We start from the raw sequence: 18,051 nt of genomic DNA on the forward strand, positions 1-18,051 counted from the left end.
AGTGCCCTCCATGGACCCCAAGACTTTGCGCGATGCGTTCTCCGGCCTGAGTGTGTTCTTTGCCGTCGCGCACGCGCGCAGTTTCACCAAAGCGGCAGCGCGGCTGGGTGTGTCACAGACAGCCGTCAGCCACGCCGTACGCGCCCTGGAAGCCCGCCTGGGCGTCAGCCTGCTGTCACGCAACTCGCGCAACGTGACGGTGACAGAGGCCGGCGAGCAACTGCTGGCGAACGTCGCACCGCAATTCGAGGCCATCGATATGCAGTTGCAGGCGCTGACCGAGTTGAGCAACAGCCCTACCGGCACGATCCGCATCACCGCCTCCGATCACGCCGTGCGGGCGGTGCTGATGAGCAAGCTCAAGCTGTTTTTGCCGGCACATCCGGGGATCAAGGTCGAGCTGTCGACCAACAGCGGCTTTGTCGACATTGTTGCCGAACGTTTCGATGCCGGGGTCAGGCTCGGCGAGGCAGTGGCGCAGGATATGATCGCCGTGCGCATCGCTGCGGATGCGCCCTATGCAGTTGTCGCTACCCCGGCTTACCTGCAGCATCACGGTATGGCGCAGACGCCAAGCGACCTGTTGCAGCACAACTGCATCAACCTGCGCCTGCCGACGCGGGGCAATTTATGGGCGTGGGAGTTTGCAGTCGATGGCCGCGAAGTCAATCTGCGTGTGGACGGGCAACTGGTCTTCAACAACACCTCCGACGCCGTGGAAGCCGTACTGGCCGGGCTTGGCGTCGCCTATCTGCCTGCGGAACTGGTCGAGCAGCATGTGCAGTCCGGGCAGCTGCTGCAGATGCTCGAAGACTTCAGCCCGGTGTGGCCCGGTTTGCACCTTTATTACCCGAGCCGACGGCAACCGTCAGGGGCGATGGCCCTGCTGATCGCGGCACTGCGCGTCTAGTCAATTACCCCGCCCGGCTCGCCAAACATGCTACAGCCACGCACGCTGCACCAGTATTTATCAACCAAGCTCATAGCTGCATGCAGTTTATGCAGGTTTCTAGTGCCGCCCATCCCGCCTACAGTGTCGTCTCTGCGCCAATTATTAGCGCACGCCACTGGATTTCAGGACTGCTGCAATGGCCAGAGAGCACTACAGCCAACTTCAGGCGTTGATCGTTGTTGCCCGCGAGCGCAGCTTCACCCGCGCCGCAGCACAGCTGGCCATGTCGCAATCGATGATCAGCCACACCATCCGCGACCTGGAAACGCGCCTCGGTGTGCGCCTGCTGACGCGCACAACGCGCAGCGTCTCGGTTACCGAGGCAGGCGAACGCTTGATCGCCGAGGTGGCACCGCGCCTTGAGCTGATCGAAGCACAACTGCACGCGGTCGTCGAACTCGGCGACATGCCCAGCGGCACCGTGCGCATCACCGCCAGCGACCATGCCATCGACAGCTTGCTCTGGCCAAAATTGCAAAGCCTGCTGGCGCGCTACCCGCGCTTGAACCTGGAGCTGCACAGCGATTACGCCTTCTCCGATATCGTCCAGGGCCGGTTTGACTTTGGCGTACGCCTGGGGGACAGCCTGGGCAAGGACATCCGCTCGGTGTGCATCACCGGACATGCGCCTGGCAATCATCGCTGCGCCCGCTTATTTCGCCGAACGGCATATGCCAGAAACCCCGGAGCAACTCAGCCAACACGCCTGCATCAACCTGCGCCTGCCAACCCAGGGCAACCTGTATGCCTGGGAGCTCAAGCACGGCGAGCGCGAAATCAGCGTGCGGGTCGAGGGCCGGCTGGTGTTCAACGGCATCTACCAAGTGCTCAATGCCGCCCTCGACGGCCATGGCCTGGCCTATGTCCCACACGATCTGGCTGCCGCCCATCTGGCGGCTGGCCGGGCTGTGCCCGTGCTTGAAACGTGGTGGCGCAGCTTTCCTGGCTACCACTTGTATTACTCGGCGCAGCGCGAGACCTCACGCGCCATGCAGGTCGTGATCGAAACACTGCGTCTGAACTGAATCAAATGAGCAACACCGCCGACCGCTTGAGCAGCCGCGGGCTGCGCCTTGACCACCTTGTGCTAGTTTTTCCGCATGGGGTGCGCAGGGCCTGGGGCATTGGCGGCCTGATAAAAACTAAAGATCCATCCAACCGACTGATTACGGGTGAGCCATGCAGCTTCGAATCAACCAAAAGACCTACGAGGTCGATGCCGACGCGGATACTCCACTGCTGTGGGTAATCCGTGATGACCTGGGCATGACCGGCACCAAATACGGCTGCGGCCTGGCCCAATGCGGCGCCTGTTCAGTGCTGGTCGACGGCAATGTGGTGCGCGCCTGCGTGACGCCGATTGCCGGCGTGGTCGGGCGTGAGGTCACCACCATCGAAGCCATCGAGGCCGACGCTGTCGGCAAGCGCGTGGTCGCTGCCTGGGTCGACAAACAGGTCGCACAGTGCGGCTACTGCCAGTCCGGCCAGGTCATGGCCGCCACTGCCCTGCTCAAGCACACCCCCAAGCCCAGCGATGAGCAGATTTCTGCGGCGATGATCAACCTCTGCCGCTGCGGTACCTACAACGCGATCCATGACGCCGTGCATGCACTGGCCAAGCAGGAGGACGTGGTATGACCAAGCCTGTCGTCTACCCCGCCGATCTGCTCGCGCTCGATCAACCGGTCAACCTGTCGCGCCGGCGCTTTCTCGCCGGCAGCGCCATTGGCGCTCTGGTGCTGGGTTTTGGCCTGCCGCTAGGCACTTCGCGGGTACAAGCCTCTGCTGCGGCAACCCCAGCGCTGGGCACTCAGGTGCCGGCGTTCCTGGAAATCCGCCCGGACAACAGCATCCGCCTGCTCAGCCCGTTCATGGAAGGCGGCCAAGGCACCTTCACGGCGATGGCGCAGATTGTCGGCGAGGAGCTGGATGCCGATCCTGCCACCTTCCTGGTCGAAGCCGCGCCGCCCGGTGAAGCTTACGTGGTGCTGGAAAACGGCATGCGCATTACCGGCGGGAGCATGTCGGTGCGCCTGAGCTACCCGGTCATGCGGCGCCTGGGCGCCCTCGGCCGGGCCATGCTGGTACAGGCCGCCAGCACCAAGCTGGGCGTACCGGTCAGTGAGCTGAGCACCGAGCCGGGTCGGGTCATTCACGCCAGCTCCGGCCGTTCGCTGAGCTACGGTGAGCTGGCCAGCGCGGCCATGGACCTGCCGGTGCCCGATCCGGACAGCATTACCTTGCGCGACCCGAGCCAGTTCCGCTGGATCGGCAAGCCGGTCAAGCGTGTCGACGCCTACGACAAATCCACCGGCAAGGCGGTCTACGCCATCGACCTGAAAGTCGACGGCATGCTCCACGCCGCCGTGCAGCACGCGCCACGCCTGGGCATGACCGTAGCTGGTGTGCGCAACGAGGCGCAGGTCAAGGCCATGAAGGGCGTGCACTCGGTGCATCAGCTGCCGGGCGCAGTGGCAGTGGTTGCCGAGCGCTGGTGGCACGCCAAGCGCGCTGCCGAAGCGCTGCAGGTGCAATGGCAGGAGCCGACTGCGGACTCCAAGGTGCGGCCGATGCCGGCAGACTTCTCCAGCGACGGCTTCCGCGAGCACCTGGCGGCGCAGACCGGGCCGCAGCGCGAAGAAGAGCTTGAAGGCGATTTCAGTAAAGCCCTGGACGGCGCCAAGACCAAGGTCGAGGCCACTTACCACAATCAGTTCGTCAACCACGCGCAGCTGGAGCCACCTTCTGCACTGGCTCGCTACAACGACGATGGCTCGCTCGAAGTCTGGCTGCCGAACCAGGCACCCGACATGTTCCGCGCCGACATCGCCAAGCGCACCGGCCTCGATCTTGCGCAGATCACCCTGCACTCGCCGCTGCTCGGAGGGTTCTTTGGCCGGCATTTCCTTTACGACAGCGCCAACCCCTATCCGCAAGCGATCGCCCTGGCCAAGGCCGTCGGCCGCCCGATCAAATTGATCTGGAGCCGCGAAGAAGAATTTGTCCGCGACGTGCTACGGCCGATGGCGGTGGTCAAGTTCCGTGCCGGGCTGGACGCCAACGGCATGCCGGTGGCAATCGAAGCTGTCAGCGCTACCGAAGGCCCGACCGAAGCAATCGCCGGCAGCCCAGCGGAAAAAGGCGACCCGACGGCACTCGAAGGTTTGTCCGGCAAGTCGTACGCGATCGCCAACCGTCGCGTCGCGCAGATCTACGTCAAGGGCCCGGCAATGCTCGGCTACTGGCGTTCGGTGGGCAACTCGATGAACGACTTCTTCTATGAAGCGTTCCTCGACGAACTGGCCGACAAAGGCGGCCAGGACCCCTATGCCCTGCGCATGCACCTGCTGCAGGGTAACCAGCGCCTGAGCACCCTGCTCAAGGCGGTGGCCGATCTGTCTGGTGGCTGGAAACGGGGCCCGTTCACCGCCGAAGACGGCAGCAAGCGTGCCCGCGGCGTAGCCATGGCCTCACCGTTTGGCTCGCATGCAGCAGTAATCGCTGAAGTCTCGATCGAGAACGGCCAGGTCAAAGTGCATGACATCTGGCAGGCCATCGACCCTGGCAGCATCGTCAACCCAGCCATCGTCGAGGCTCAGGTCAACGGCGCGGTCTCGCTGGGGCTGTCGCAAGCCTTGCTCGAAGAAGCGGTGTATGTCGATGGCAAGCCCCGCGCGCGCAATTACGACCTGTATCCGATTCTGCCAGCGGCGCGCATGGCCAGAGTGCATGTACGCATCGTCGAAAGTGGCGAGAAGATGGGCGGCATCGGCGAACCACCCTTGCCTGCGGTCGCCCCGGCAGTCGCCAATGCGGTAGCGCAGCTGACCGGCCAGCGCATCCGCAGCATGCCACTGTCACGCTATACCTTCAGCTAAGCTGGCCCAGGACGACCTGCACATGACTCGAAAAAGCCTTGCAAGACCCTTGGCCCTGTTCGCCGTGCCGTGCCTGATAGCGGCCGGCCTGCTGGTCTGGTACGTCACCCGTGAACCGGCCTCGCCGTTTACCGCTACAACCCAGAGCAACACCGATCCGGCCTTGGTCCAGCGCGGGGAGTACGTCGCCCGCCTCAGCGACTGCGTGGCCTGCCACAGCCTGCCGGACGCCGCGCCGTTTGCCGGCGGGCTGAAGATGGCGACGCCGCTAGGGGCGATTTACGCCACCAACATCACTCCCGATCCTGATCATGGCATTGGCAAATACAGTCTGGCCGAGTTTGACCAGGCCGTGCGCCACGGCGTTGCGCCCGGCGGGCGCCGGTTGTACCCAGCCATGCCATACCCGTCCTATTCCAAGCTCAGCGACGAAGACGTGCAGGCGCTGTACGCCTTCTTCATGCAGGGCGTGCAAGCAGCCAACCAGCCCAACAAGCCCGGGGAAATCCCCTGGCCGTTGAGCCTGCGCTGGCCAATTGCACTGTGGAACGGCCTGTTCACCGAGGCCGAACCCTACGCCGCCAAGCCTGAGCAGAATGCCCAGTGGAACCGTGGCGCCTACCTGGTGCAGGGCCCCGGCCATTGCGGCAGTTGCCATACCCCACGCGGCATCGCCTTTGATGAAAAAGCCCTGAGCGAGCGCGGCGCTACCTTCGTCTCCGGGGCCTTGCTCGACGGCTGGTACGCGCCGAGCCTGCGCAATGACCACAACACCGGCCTGGGCCGCTGGAGCGAAGCCGACATTGCCCGCTTCCTCAAGACCGGGCGCAACCAGCATGCGGTGGTCTACGGCTCGATGACCGAGGCCTTCAACAACTCGACGCAGTTCATGAGCGATGAAGACCTGGCAGCGATCGCCCACTACCTCAAGTCGTTGCCGGGCGACCCGAAACGCGATGGCCCGCCTTGGCAATACCAAGCCGTATCGGCAGCGCAGCAGCTGGACAAACCTGGTGCGCACACCTACGTCACCGCCTGCGCCAGTTGCCACGGGCTGGATGGCCGCGGCCAGGCTGAATGGATGCCGCCACTGGCCGGAGCGACCTCTGCGCTGGCCGAGCACAACGCCTCGGCCATCAACATCACCCTCAACGGTGCCCAACGGGTGGTTGCCGCCGGCGTACCGGATGCCTACCGCATGCCGTCATTCCGCGAGCAGCTGAGCGATCAGCAAATTGCCGAGGTACTGAGCTTTGTCCGCAGCAGTTGGGGCAACACCGGCACTGCAGTGCCCGCCAAGGACGTGGCCAAGCTGCGCGAGCACACCGACCCGGCCAGCAGCAGCCCGATCATCCTGCAGATGCGTTGAAAGGAACCTCAAGCATGCTGCGATGCTCAGTAAGACAGGAGTGCTCGCGGGGCGATTACCGTCAGCGAGCATGACTGCATAGTGCACAAACAGATCAAGGAACACCGATGGAAAGCATTGACCTGATGGTCCTGCGCACCGCCCGCGACTGGTTGGCGGCTGGCGAGCAGGTGCTGCTGGCGACCGTTGCCCGCACCTGGGGCTCGTCGCCACGCCCGGTCGGCTCGATGATGGCCCTGCGCGAGGACGGCCGGGTGATCGGCAGTGTTTCCGGCGGCTGCATCGAAGATGACCTGGTCCACCGCTACACCCGCGCCTACGGTGGCAGCGGTGTGAGCGACGGTTTGCCGCAGGTGGTGTGCTACGGCGTCAGCGCCGATGAAGCCCACCGCTTTGGCCTGCCCTGCGGCGGCACCCTGGAGTTGGTGCTCGAATTCAACCCCTGTCATCAAGCCCTTGGCCTGCTGCTGGAGCGGCTGGATGCAGGCGGCCTGGCCCGACGCAGCCTGGATCTGGCCAGCGGCACGGCGACTCTGGAACACACGTCGACCCCAGAGCAATTCAGCTTCGACGGCGCGCGCATGGTCAGCACCCTTGGCCCTGGCTACCGGATGTTGCTGATCGGCGCCGGCGCTTTGGCCGAGTATGTGGCTACCATGGCCCAGTTCAATGGTTTCAAGGTCACCGTGTGCGATCCGCGACCGGAACACATGGCGGGCTGGAGTGTTGCCGGTGTCGAGCAGGTGGTGGGCATGCCGGATGACGTGGTGCGGGCGTTCGTGCCGGACCTGCGCACCTGCATTCTGGCCCTGAGCCACGACCCCAAGCTGGATGACCTGGCCCTGCTCGAAGCCCTGCACGGCCCGGCATTCTATATCGGCGCGATCGGCTCGCGGCGCAATAGCCAGCAACGACGTGAGCGGTTGATCGAGCACTTTGGCGAAACCGAGGCGTCACTCAAGCGGTTACACGGCCCCATCGGCATCTATATTGGCAGCAAGACCCCAGCCGAGATCGCCGTGAGCGTAATGGCCGAGATTCTCGCGTGCAAAAACAATGTCGAACTGCCGGGCGAGCTGTCGGTCACCGAAGCCAAACGCGCGCAAGAGCTTGAGTTGCTGGCCAGTTGAGCAGCACTAAAATTGCAGCAGCAGCTTCACCCGCTTGACCGATCTGACGTACAGTTTCGCAAGTAGACCAAGGCCAAGCCCTTCCGATGGACAAGTACGCCCCACGCCAGTGGCTCCCCCACGAAAAGCCGACGATTCCCGGCTCGCCGTCGACCCCGCTGCATCCACCTCTGACTCGCCTCGCCTACGGCGCGGTGGGCCTGCTGGTGGCTATCACCGGCGGCCTGGGCAATGCTCTGGTGACCGCCAACCTGACCTTTTTGCAAGGCGCGCTCGGTGCCACCAGCGCCGAAATGGCCTGGCTGCCGGCGGCGTTCGTGATGACCAACGTGTCGATGAACCTGCTGCTGGTGAAGTTTCGCCAGCAGTTTGGCCTGCGCGCGTTCACCGAAGTGTTCCTGGTGCTGTATGCACTGGTCACCTTCGCCCACTTGTTCGTCAACGACATCAACTCAGCCATCGCCGTGCGCGCAGCCCACGGTATGGTCGGCGCAGCGCTGAGCTCACTGGGCCTGTACTACATGATTCAGGCCTTCCCCGAGCGTTGGCGACTCAAAGCCATGGTGCTCGGCCTGGGTGCGTCGCAGCTGGCGATACCGCTGGCGCGGATCTTCTCCGAAGACCTGCTGCAGATTGCCGAATGGCGCGGTTTGTACATGTTCGAATTGGGCCTGGCGCTGACCGCGCTGGGCTGCGTATTACTGCTGAAGTTGCCGCCCGGCGACCGTTTCAAGACCTTCGAGCCGCTGGATTTTCTCACTTTCGGCCTGATGGCCAGCGGCACCGCGCTGCTCTGCGCCGCGCTGTCGCTGGGGCGCATCGAATGGTGGCTGGACACGCCGTGGATCGGCATGGCGCTGGCGGCCTCGATCGGTTTGATCTGCGCCGGGCTGGCGATCGAGCACAACCGCAGCAACCCGTTGTTGATGACCCGCTGGCTGAGCAGCGCCGCGGTGATCCGCCTGGCCCTGTGTGTGATCCTGATCCGCATGGTCGCCTCCGAGCAATCGACCGGCGCGGTGGGCTTTCTGCAAACGCTCAACCTGGGCACCGAGCAGCTGCGCAGCCTGTATGGGGTGATGCTGCTGGGCGCCGTGGCCGGGCTGGTCACCAGTGCCCTGACCATCAACCCCAAGCACCTGGTGCTGCCGCTGTTCGGCTCGCTGGCGCTGATGGCTGTCGGCGCCTACATGGACAGCAGCTCGAGCAACCTGACCCGGCCAGCGCAGATGTACCTGAGCCAGTTCATGCTGGCGTTTGGCAGCACCTTCTTCCTCGGCCCATCGATGGCGTTGGGCATCGGCCACGTGCGCGCCAACCCGCGCAACCTGGTCAGCTTTTCGGTGCTGTTCGGGATCTGCAACAACCTCGGCGGCTTGCTTGGCGCGGCCTTGCTCGGCACCTTCCAGACCGTGCGCGAGAAATTCCACTCGAGCAACCTCAGCGAACAGCTGAGCCGCCTCGAACCCCTGGTCAACGCTCGGGTCCAAAGCGGTGGCGGCAGCTATGCTGGAGTCATTGCCGACCCGGCCCTGCGCACTGAAGTCGGCACCCGCTTGTTGGCCAATGCCGCCACCCGCGAAGCCAACGTGCTGGCTTACAACGATGTATTCCTGCTGATCGCCGGGATTGCCATACTGACCATGCTCTGGATTTCGCTGCGCAGCCTGTGGGTCTGGCACACGACCCGCCAGGCGGCCCTTTCCGACTCAACCCGCGGCGCTTCGAATCAATGAATGAAGAAACACCGATCACCTCTACCAACGCCATTGCCGAAACTCCGGAAGGTCAGACCCCGCCCACGCAGCCGAGCAACCCCGGCGGCTCGCGACGAGTGCGGGTATTGTCTGTGCTGACCTTTGCCGGCGTGGCCCTGGCCGGCATCCTGCTGGTGCTGTATGCCTGGCAACTGCCGCCATTTGGCAGCGATATCGAGAGCACCGAAAACGCGCTGGTGCGTGGCCAGGTCACGCTGATCGGCCCGCAGCTGTCCGGCTATGTCGTCGAAGTGCCGGTGCAGGACTTCCAGTACGTCAAGGCCGGCGACCTGCTGGTGCGCCTTGATGACCGCATCTACACCCAGCGCCTGGCCCAGGCCATTGCGCAATTACAGCAACAGCAGGCCGCGCTGGCCAACAACCTGCAGCAGCGCAAGAGCGCCGAGGCGACCATCGTCCAGCGCCAGGCGGCGATCACCGATGCTGCCGCCCAGGCCGACAAGAGCCAGGCTGACCTGCGCCGCAATCAGGCGCTGGTCAGCGACGGTTCGGTATCGCGCCGGGAGCTGGATGTCAGCCGCGCCAATCATGCAGCATCAGTGGCGAGCCTGGCCCAGGCCAAGGCCGCGCTGGAGATCGCGCGCCAGGACGTACAGACAGTGATCGTCAACCGCGCCTCGCTGGAAGCCTCGGTAGAAAACGCCAAGGCCGCGGTCGAGCTGGCCCGCATCGACCTGGACAACACCCGGGTCACCGCACCGCGCGATGGCCAGCTCGGCCAGATCGGCACGCGCCTGGGGGCTTATGTCAATTCAGGTGCGCAGTTGATGCCGCTGGTCCCGGACAACCACTGGATCATCGCCAACATGAAGGAAACCCAGATGGCCAAGGTACGCATTGGCCAGCCGGTGACCTTCAGCGTCGATGCGCTCGATCACTTGAAACTGCGCGGCCACGTGCAGCAGATCTCACCCGCGACCGGCTCGGAGTTCGCCTTGCTGCAAGCCGACAACGCCACCGGCAACTTCGTCAAGATCGCGCAACGGATCCCGGTGCGGATCACCGTCGACCCGGACCAGCCCGACGCCAAGCGTCTGCGCCCGGGGATGTCGGTGGTGGTCGGCATCGATACCCGCGCCGAGCATTCAAGCGACTAGGCTGCGGGTTACAGCCACCAGGCCAGCACCAGCGGCAACCAGACGAACGACAGAATCGTCGAGCACATCACCAGGTTGGCGACCTCTTCAGGTGAGCGCTTGGCGCGCACGGCCAGCAGGTAGTTGAACACTGCCACCGGCATCGACGATTGCAACACCAGGATGGCCTTGGCCATGGTTTCCAGGTCAAGCAGCTCACCCACTGCCCAGCCAACCGCGCCACCCAGGACGATCCGCAGGCCGCCCAGCAGCATGCCCTTGCCGACCTGCTGCAGGCGGATGCTGGCCAGCGACACACCGAGGGTCAGCAGCATCAACGGGATGGTCATGCCGCCCAGCAGATTGACAGTATTGGCCAGCCACTTGGGCAATTCCCATTGCAGAAAGATGATCGGCATGGCCCCCGCCAGGCTGATCACGATCGGGTTGCGCAGCAGCGCCTTGAACGAGCTGGCGCCGCCAGCCACGGCAATGCCCACGGTAAACTGGAAGATCGACAAGGTCAGAAAGAACGCCACCGCCAGCGCCAGGCCATGCTCGCCAAAGGCGTACAGGCTGATTGGCAGGCCCATGTTGCCGGTGTTGGGATACATGAACGCCGGCAACAAGACGCGCCAGTGCAGGCCAGACAAGCGACTGACCAGCAGCCCGACCAAGGCCATGCCAGCCATGCACAGCACGCAGGCCAACGCCATATTGGTAAAGGCCGACTGGTCCAGTTTGGTCCGACTCAAGGTCGACAGCACCAAGGCTGGGGTGCCGATGTTCATCACCAGCCGGGCGATGAATTCGGTGGGGTAGTCGATACCGCTGCGGGCCCAGCCGTAGCCAATGCCCGCGACGATAAACACCGGTGCCAGAACAGCGAACAACGAAGCCAGCATGCCTTGCCCTCAACGGCGATCAGTGCCGATCGCCTGGAAAAGATCCCAGTATGCCCCAGCTGCCCCGCGCCCGGCGTTCTGGCGTTGATAAAAGCGCTAGCAGGTCAGCGTCAATCAGAGCATGCCCATCGCCGCACGCAGGGCCAGCAGATAGGTGTCTACACCAAATCCACAGATCTGCCCGCGCACCACTTCGGCGAATACCGAGTGATGCCGGAACGCCTCGCGGGCATGGATGTTCGACATGTGCACTTCCACCACCGGCACTTCCAGAATCGCCAGCGCATCGCGAATGCCGTAGCTGTAGTGGGTCCAGGCCCCGGCATTGATCAGCACCGCATCGACCCGCTCTTCGTAGGCCTGGTGAATACGCTCGCACATCGCCCCTTCGTAGTTGCTCTGGAAGCTCTCGATGCGCGCGCCGAGTTCCTCACCCAGCGCCTGCAAGGCCTGATCGATGTCTGCCAGCGTGGCCGTGCCGTACTGGCGTGGGTCACGTTTGCCGAACATGTTGTGGTTGATGCCGTGCAGCATCAGGATATTGACGCTCATGGCGCTACTCGAGGGGGATGGTCAGTTGGTTGATCACAGCGCGCGTCTCAGGCCGCACCCCGCGCCACCAGGCAAACGCCTCTGCCGCCTGCTCGACCAGCATACCGACGCCGTCCGCCAGGTTCGGCACGCCCTGCTCGCGGGCCAGCCGCAGGAATGGCGTGAGGCCTTTGCCGTAGGCCAGCTCGTAGGCCAGCTGGGCACCGTTCAATACGTCAGCAGGCACCGGCGGCAGCTCGCCGCTGAGGCTGGCCGAGGTGGCATTGATTACGATATCGAAGGTCTCGCCCTGCAGCTCTTCGTAACGGCTGATGCGCAGCAGCGGGTGGTCGACTTCGTTGCGCAGCGCCACGGCCTTGGACATATCGCGGTTGACGATGACCAGCTCCAACGGCGTTGCCTGCAGAAACGGCAGCAGCGCACCACGCACCGCACCACCGGCGCCGAGCAACAGCACGCGGCGGTTGCGCAGCGGCTGGCCAAGGTTGCTTTCGATGTCGCGCAGCAAGCCGATGCCATCGAAGTTTTCCGCAACGATGCGCCCGTCTTCGAACTTCAGCGCGTTGGCGGCACCGGCCAACTGGGCGCGCTCGCTGCGCCGGTCGGCCAGCTCGAACGCGCGCAGCTTGAACGGCGCGGTGATGTTCATGCCCAACCCGCCCGACTCGCGAAAGCCCAGTACCTGCGCTTCGAAGCCGTCGAGTTCGCCTTCGATGGCGCCGTATTCAAGTACCTGCTCGCTGACCTGGGCAAACAGGCCGTGAATCAGCGGCGACTTGGTGTGATTGATCGGCCGCCCGATCACTGCATAGCGGTCAGTCATGCTGCATCTCCGTGGCTGAACAAGACCCCATCTGCCTGCATCGCAGCGATCTGTTCAGGGCTGAAACCAAGCCCGGCGGCGATTTCGGCGTTGTGCTGGCCGAGGTCCGGGGCGACCTGGTGAATGGTGGTATCGCAGTCCGAAAAGCGGAACGGCAGGTTGGGCAGGCGCAAGGTGCCGTAGCGCGGGTGCTCCTGCTCGATGACCATGTTGCGGGCTTTGATCTGCGGGTCGGCGAGCACCTCGTCGATGCGCTGGACCTTGGCGCTGGGGATGTCGATGCTGTCGAGCAAGGCGAGGATATCCGCCACCTGCCGCGCGCCGACCCACTCGCGCACCACCGCCAGAATGTCCTCGCGATTAGCGTTGCGCCCGTTCAGGCTGTGGAAGCGGCTGTCACTGCCAAAGCCGCTCGGGCCGCCGTTGGCTTCGAGCATGGCGGCGAAGCGCTGCCAGGCGTCGTCCACCTGCGCGGCGATCACCAGGTCACCATCGGCGGCACGGAACACCCCGTACAGGGTCGACGTCGGCATGTCATGCCCGGTCTGCTCGGGCAGCACGGTGCCGTCGGACAGCGTGTAGCACTGCACGGCGTATTCGTGCATCGACACCAGCGTGTCGTAGAGGGCCATGTCGATATGCTGGCCGCGGCCACTGCTGACCCGGCCCAACAACGCCGCGTTGATTGCAGCTACGGCATGAATGCCGGTGTACATGTCACCCAGCGAAATACGCAGCAACGGCGGCGCCTCGCCGGGTACGCCGACCATCTGCATGATGCCGCTCTTGGCTTCGGCAATCAGGCCGAAGCCTGCGCGGTGCGCATCAGGCCCGGTGTGGCCATAGGCCGAGATCGAGCAATAGACCAGCCGCGGGTTGCGCGCCGACAGCTCGCTGTAGCCCAGACCGAGCTTTTCCAGTGCACCGGGCCGGTAGTTTTCGATGAAGACGTCGGCCGAGTCGGTCAGGCGCTGCATGAAGGCCTTGCTGCGCGGGTCGCGCATGTTGACGCTGACGCCCTGCTTGCCCATGTTCAGCTGCAGAAAGTAACCGCTCTGCTGCTCGTCCAGGGTGAAGGCATGCTGGCGGCCCGCGTCACCTGTGCCTGGGCGCTCGACCTTGATCACTTCGGCGCCCAGCGCAGCCAGGCAGCGGCCAACGTAAGGGCCGGCGAGAAAGTGGCTGTAATCGATGACGCGAATGCCCGCGAGTGGTAATGCCTGACTCATGCCTGCGCCCTCCTTGGGACCATCAACCGGTGCTCGCCACGCTGCACCACTTCGCCGTGCTGGTTGATCAGCTCCGACGGCAAGACCACGATGCCCCAGCCTGGGCGGCTCTTGCTTGCGCGCATCGAGCCGACGCGCATGCGCACGTGGAGCACGTCGTTGACCTTGATCGGCAGGAGGAAGTCCCAGGTCCAGCCCAGCGACATGCCGGGCACGAAGCGGTATTCGCATTGGGTCTTGAGGCCGTCGGCAATCGACAGGCCGAACAAGCCATGGGCAACCAGGCAGCCAAAGTGGCTGGCGTTGGCGTAAGCCTCGTCGACATGGACCGGGGTGTGATCACCGGTAAGGTCGGCATAGGCCAGAATGCGCTCGCGGGTCACGGTATAGCTTGGGCTGATGCACTCGTCGCCTTCACGGGCATCGTCCCAGAATTTTTCCACTATGTTCATGCTTGCTCCTGTGCACGTGGGTCAATCGCCAATGCCTGGGCTACGCAGCTGACCGGCCGGGCCTGAATCAGCTCGATCGCCAGGCCATCCGGCAGGCGGAACCAGTTGAAGCCTTGCGGCAATGGCGTGACGCCGAAGCGCTGCGCAGCAGCCAGGCTGGCCTCGAGGTCTTCGCACATGATGCCCAGGTGGGCCATGCGCCCTTCCGGGCCGGCAAAATCCGGCTGATGGATGAACTGCAAACCGCCCAGGGTCCAGTACTGCGCAGGCTGCTCGAGGCTGCCCTGGACTTCACGCATGGTCATGCCGCACACCTCGCTGAAAAAGCCGATGTGCCAGTGGATGTCCTTGACGAAGAATGCAACGTGTTCGAGGTAGGCTTTGGCAGTCACTTGAAGTCCCTCTTTTGATAGTCGGCCATGGCGCGTTCGATGCCTTTGATGCAGGCCACCAGGGTCGCGTTGACCGGCGTGGGCACGCCATGGCGCTGGCCCCAGCGCACGACGGAGCCGTTGATGAAGTCGATTTCGGTGATCGAGCCTTTTTCCAGGCTCTGCAGCATCGAGGTGCGAAAACTCGCCGGCAGGCCTTCGGCAGCCAGTTGCCAGGCAGCTTCTGGGCTGGTCAGGCTGAGGCGGATACCGGCCCGCTCGGCGACCGTGATGGCTTCGGCCACCGCTGCCTTGGCCGTGCTCTCGAGCAGCGGTTCGCTGTACAGCTGGCCATAGCTCAGCATGGTGATGCCGCTGAGCGCGCCGGTGGCGACGTTGACCAACAGCTTGTCCCACATGGTGCCGAGGATGTTGTCGCTGACACTGGTGGCCAGCCCGGCGCCGTTGAAGGCGTCGGCAATGGCTTGCACCCGTGGCGTCAACTGGCCATCGAGCTCGCCGATAAAGGTCTGCTTGCCGGCTACCCCGGCGCGGATCGAGCCGGGCGCCAGCAGCACGCCACCGACGTAGGTCTTGCCGGCCAATACCCGCTCGCGACCGACCGCCTCGGCCAGAATGTCCTCGTGACCCAGGCCGTTCTGCAGTGACAGCACCAGCGTCTGCGGGCCGATCAAGGCAGTGGCGCCGGCAATCGCTTCAGCGGTATGGAACGACTTGACCAGCACCACCACCAGATCGGCCGCGCCGATCTCTTCGGCATCGACGCTGGCGTTGACCCGCACGTGGCGCTCGCCACGCTCATCGTTGACGTGCAGGCCGTGCTGGTTGATCGCAGCGACATGCGCCTGGCCGCGGTTCAACAACCAGGTTTCATGCCCCGCCTCGCTCAAGGCAGCGCCAATGGCGCAACCGAGGGCGCCGGCTCCAAGAATGCAGATTTTCACGTCGCAAGCCTCCTGTGCTTTGCGACTACATTAGGCAGGCGGGCTTATTTGGGCTATACAATGGCCTCAATAGCACTATTGAGAATTACAATAATGACCCCGTTGGATGCCCTGCCAGATCCCAAGCTGCTGCGCCTGTTCGATGTCCTCTACAACTGCCGCAGCGTGACCCGCGCCGCCGAGCAACTGGGCCAGAGCCAGCCGACCATCAGCATCTGGCTGGCACGCCTGCGCGAGCAACTGAACGACCCCTTATTTGTACGCACCCCCGGCGGCATGGCGCCCACGCCGCGGGCCGACCAGTTGATCGGGCCGTGCCGCGAGGTGCTCGAATCGCTGCGCCGACTGACTGCCTCGGAGCCACAATTCATCGCCGCGACCGCGCAGCGGCGTTTTCGCTTATGCGTCAGCGATGCCAGCCACATCACCTTGCTGCCGCGCATCCTCAATCATCTGCGCTCGCACGCGCCGGGCATCCGCCTGGAAGCGGCACGCATCGACGGCAATACCGAAAGCGCGCTGGAATCAGGCGAGGCCGACCTGGCCATTGGTTTTGTGCCCTGGCTGGGCGGCGGCATGTACCAGCAGGTGTTGTTCGAGCAGGACTGGGTGTGCCTGAGCAACCCCAAACATGCCACTGACGGCGAGCCCATGAGCATCACCCGCTACCGGACCGAGGGACACGTGCAAGTCAGTGCCGGCACCGGCCAGAAACTGCTCGAGGCGGCTCTGACCCGGGCCGGCATCGAGCGCCGGGTGATGCTTGAGCTGCCCGGTTTTCTCGGGCTGGGCATGGTGGTCGGCTCGACCGACCTGATCGCGACGCTCCCTCGGCATATCGGCCAGACACTGGCCGCCATGCATGGCCTGCAGATGACCGATTGCCCGCTTGCGGTCGACGGCTTCACGGTCAAGCAGCACTGGCACGCACGCTACCACCAGGATAGCGGCAATCGCTGGTTGCGCGAGTTGATTCGGCAGTTGTTTCAGCCGCCACGGCTGGCGGATGGCCACGCCTGATAGCGCGGGCTGCTGCATCAACACGCCGACCGTTGATCCTGCGGCGGATGGTCGCAGGGCCAGCCCCCTTGGCAAATCCAGGATAACGCTTAAAATCGCGCCTCCTTTTCGCCAGTCACCCTGCTACAGGCACCCTCGCTACCGGTCCGCAATGGCCCGGCCCAGCCTGCGCGGCAAAAAGGCACACATCTGCTGATTTCTTCTTGAGGTATGTATGTCTCCGCGTTTGCTGGCCATGGCGCTGGCGCCCCTGCTTGGGCTGTTCATCATGGCCCTGGGCAATGGTTTCATGTCTTCGTTGACCACACTGCAACTGGGTACGGCGGGCGAATCGGCGACGATGATCGGTATCGTCTCTTCGGCCTACTTCATCGGCCTGACCCTGGGCGCCCTGTTCAATGACCGGCTGATCCTGCGCATCGGCCACATCCGTGCCTACAGCAGCTTCGCCGCGCTGATCGCCGCCACCAGCCTGATGCAGGGTCTGTTCTACGACACCACCTGGTGGATGGCCATGCGCCTGATCAACGGCTGGGCTGCCGTCGGCGTGTTTCTGGTGATTGAAAGCTGGTTGCTGATGGCCGGCGACGCGAAGATCCGCGGGCGCCTGCTGGCCCTTTACATGATCGCCTTCTACGGTGCTGGCGTGCTGGCCCAGGCTGCGTTGGGCGAGATCACTGGCCTGGGCGCCAGCGCGCCATACATGGTCGCCGGCATGCTGGCAGCGCTGTCGGTGCTGCCGATCGTGATCCTGCCGCAGGTATCGCCGGTGCTCGATCAGGTCGAGCCGCTCAAACCCCGGCAACTGCTGGGCGTGGCCCCCACCGGGCTGGTCGGCTGCTTTGGTTCGGGCGTGGCAATCGCTGCGGTGTATACCTTGCTGCCGCTGTACTTGCAGCGCATCGGTCTGGCGGTGGGTGAAGTCGGCACCATGATGGCCTGGGTGATTCTCGGCGCCATGCTGCTGCAGTATCCGGTGGGGCGCTGGTCGGACCGCAAGGACCGCCAGGATGTGCTGATCACGCTGGCCGCGCTGTGCACCGTGCTGTCGCTGGTGATCGGCCTGCTGCCGGCCAACTCGGTGCTGTTGCCGGCAATGCTGTTCCTGCTCGGCGGCTGTGTGTTCGCGGTGTACCCGGTGTCGGTCAGCAGCGCTGCCGACCGCGCCCCGGCGGATGCGCTGGTGCCGATGATCCAGGGCCTGCTGCTGATCAACTCGCTGGGCTCGGCAATGGCGCCGCTGGCGATTTCGCCGGTGATGACCTCGTACGGTGAAGTCGGCCTGTTCTGGGCCTTTGCCGTGATCAACCTGGCCATGGTCAGCTTCTTCCTCTGGCGCCGTGGCAAGCGCCCGGCACCGGAGCATCCCGCGCCGTTTGCTGCGAGCACCACGTTCTCGCCGAGTGGTGCCGAACTGCGGGTGACCGAAGAACTGCGCCATGCCGTGCAGGAGCACCCGTCGATGGCTGAAACCCAGGCGCCGGCGCCTGCTGCAGAACACGCCTGACCCGCGCCGGGGGCATGACCGCTCGTCGCCCGACGGGCACCCTG

The 18,051-nt window shown here is 64.3% G+C and carries 16 protein-coding genes and 1 pseudogene; 10 read left to right on the top strand and 7 right to left on the bottom strand.

The window, feature by feature from the left end; genetic code table 11:
• Nucleotides 1–10: 10 nt before the first annotated feature.
• The 8 genes and pseudogenes from ACIOAU_RS05245 (at nt 11) to ACIOAU_RS05280 (ending at nt 10,204) form a co-directional block, all read left to right on the top strand.
• Complete coding sequence (locus tag ACIOAU_RS05245; protein WP_401180481.1) at nt 11–910, top strand: LysR family transcriptional regulator; 900 nt, start codon at nt 11–13, stop codon at nt 908–910.
• A gap of 178 nt (nt 911–1,088) precedes the next feature.
• Nucleotides 1,089–1,977, top strand: a pseudogene (locus tag ACIOAU_RS05250) (LysR family transcriptional regulator).
• 154 nt (nt 1,978–2,131) lie between these two features.
• On the top strand, nt 2,132–2,590 hold the full coding sequence (locus ACIOAU_RS05255; RefSeq protein ID WP_150572621.1) for a (2Fe-2S)-binding protein: 459 nt from the start codon (nt 2,132–2,134) through the stop codon (nt 2,588–2,590).
• Complete coding sequence (locus ACIOAU_RS05260) at nt 2,587–4,830, top strand: molybdopterin cofactor-binding domain-containing protein (protein ID WP_401180484.1); 2,244 nt, start codon at nt 2,587–2,589, stop codon at nt 4,828–4,830. Before ACIOAU_RS05255 ends, ACIOAU_RS05260 begins: the two co-directional genes overlap by 4 nt.
• Nucleotides 4,831–4,852: 22 nt before the next feature.
• The gene (locus tag ACIOAU_RS05265) at nt 4,853–6,199 is read left to right on the top strand and encodes a c-type cytochrome (protein WP_401180487.1); all 1,347 of its coding nucleotides are present in this window, start codon (nt 4,853–4,855) and stop codon (nt 6,197–6,199) included.
• A gap of 107 nt (nt 6,200–6,306) precedes the next feature.
• A complete protein-coding gene (locus tag ACIOAU_RS05270) occupies nt 6,307–7,329 on the top strand; it encodes an XdhC family protein (RefSeq protein ID WP_401180490.1) in 1,023 nt (340 codons plus the stop codon).
• Between the two features lie 86 nt (nt 7,330–7,415).
• Nucleotides 7,416–9,065, top strand: a complete 1,650-nt coding sequence (locus ACIOAU_RS05275) for an MFS transporter (RefSeq protein ID WP_401180493.1) — start codon at nt 7,416–7,418, stop codon at nt 9,063–9,065.
• On the top strand, nt 9,062–10,204 hold the full coding sequence (locus ACIOAU_RS05280) for an HlyD family secretion protein (RefSeq protein ID WP_150572626.1): 1,143 nt from the start codon (nt 9,062–9,064) through the stop codon (nt 10,202–10,204). The genes ACIOAU_RS05275 and ACIOAU_RS05280 overlap by 4 nt, the downstream gene beginning before the upstream one ends.
• Before the next feature lie 8 nt (nt 10,205–10,212).
• Here the strand turns inward: ACIOAU_RS05280 and ACIOAU_RS05285 are convergent, their stop codons facing one another.
• From ACIOAU_RS05285 to ACIOAU_RS05315, 7 genes are all read right to left on the bottom strand, one after another.
• Entirely contained in the window at nt 10,213–11,088 is an 876-nt protein-coding gene (locus ACIOAU_RS05285; protein WP_101319181.1) for an AEC family transporter, read from the bottom strand.
• A 114-nt stretch (nt 11,089–11,202) separates the two neighbouring features.
• Nucleotides 11,203–11,640, bottom strand: a complete 438-nt coding sequence (gene aroQ / locus ACIOAU_RS05290; RefSeq protein WP_101319179.1) for a type II 3-dehydroquinate dehydratase — start codon at nt 11,638–11,640, stop codon at nt 11,203–11,205.
• Nucleotides 11,641–11,644: 4 nt separating this feature from the next.
• Nucleotides 11,645–12,463 carry a shikimate dehydrogenase gene (aroE, locus tag ACIOAU_RS05295; protein WP_401180497.1) on the bottom strand — a complete coding sequence of 273 codons (819 nt, stop codon included), beginning with the start codon at nt 12,461–12,463 and terminating at the stop codon, nt 11,645–11,647.
• Complete coding sequence (locus tag ACIOAU_RS05300; protein WP_401180500.1) at nt 12,460–13,692, bottom strand: CaiB/BaiF CoA transferase family protein; 1,233 nt, start codon at nt 13,690–13,692, stop codon at nt 12,460–12,462. Before ACIOAU_RS05300 ends, aroE begins: the two co-directional genes overlap by 4 nt.
• Complete coding sequence (locus tag ACIOAU_RS05305) at nt 13,689–14,144, bottom strand: MaoC family dehydratase (RefSeq protein ID WP_401180503.1); 456 nt, start codon at nt 14,142–14,144, stop codon at nt 13,689–13,691. Before ACIOAU_RS05305 ends, ACIOAU_RS05300 begins: the two co-directional genes overlap by 4 nt.
• Nucleotides 14,141–14,536: a VOC family protein gene (locus ACIOAU_RS05310; RefSeq protein ID WP_101319171.1), complete on the bottom strand. Its 396-nt coding sequence runs from the start codon at nt 14,534–14,536 to the stop codon at nt 14,141–14,143. Before ACIOAU_RS05310 ends, ACIOAU_RS05305 begins: the two co-directional genes overlap by 4 nt.
• Complete coding sequence (locus tag ACIOAU_RS05315; RefSeq protein WP_401180506.1) at nt 14,533–15,480, bottom strand: ketopantoate reductase family protein; 948 nt, start codon at nt 15,478–15,480, stop codon at nt 14,533–14,535. Before ACIOAU_RS05315 ends, ACIOAU_RS05310 begins: the two co-directional genes overlap by 4 nt.
• Nucleotides 15,481–15,573: 93 nt before the next feature.
• Here ACIOAU_RS05315 and ACIOAU_RS05320 point away from each other — a divergent pair, with 93 nt between their 5' ends.
• Both ACIOAU_RS05320 and ACIOAU_RS05325 read left to right on the top strand, forming a co-directional pair.
• Nucleotides 15,574–16,500, top strand: coding sequence for a LysR family transcriptional regulator (locus ACIOAU_RS05320; RefSeq protein ID WP_101319168.1), 927 nt, complete (start codon nt 15,574–15,576; stop codon nt 16,498–16,500).
• A 214-nt stretch (nt 16,501–16,714) separates the two neighbouring features.
• Nucleotides 16,715–18,007: an MFS transporter gene (locus tag ACIOAU_RS05325; RefSeq protein WP_101319166.1), complete on the top strand. Its 1,293-nt coding sequence runs from the start codon at nt 16,715–16,717 to the stop codon at nt 18,005–18,007.
• Nucleotides 18,008–18,051 lie beyond the last annotated feature (44 nt).

The sequence above is a fragment of the Pseudomonas sp. NPDC088322 genome, from assembly GCF_044740745.1.
Lineage (GTDB): Bacteria > Pseudomonadota > Gammaproteobacteria > Pseudomonadales > Pseudomonadaceae > Aquipseudomonas > Aquipseudomonas shirazensis.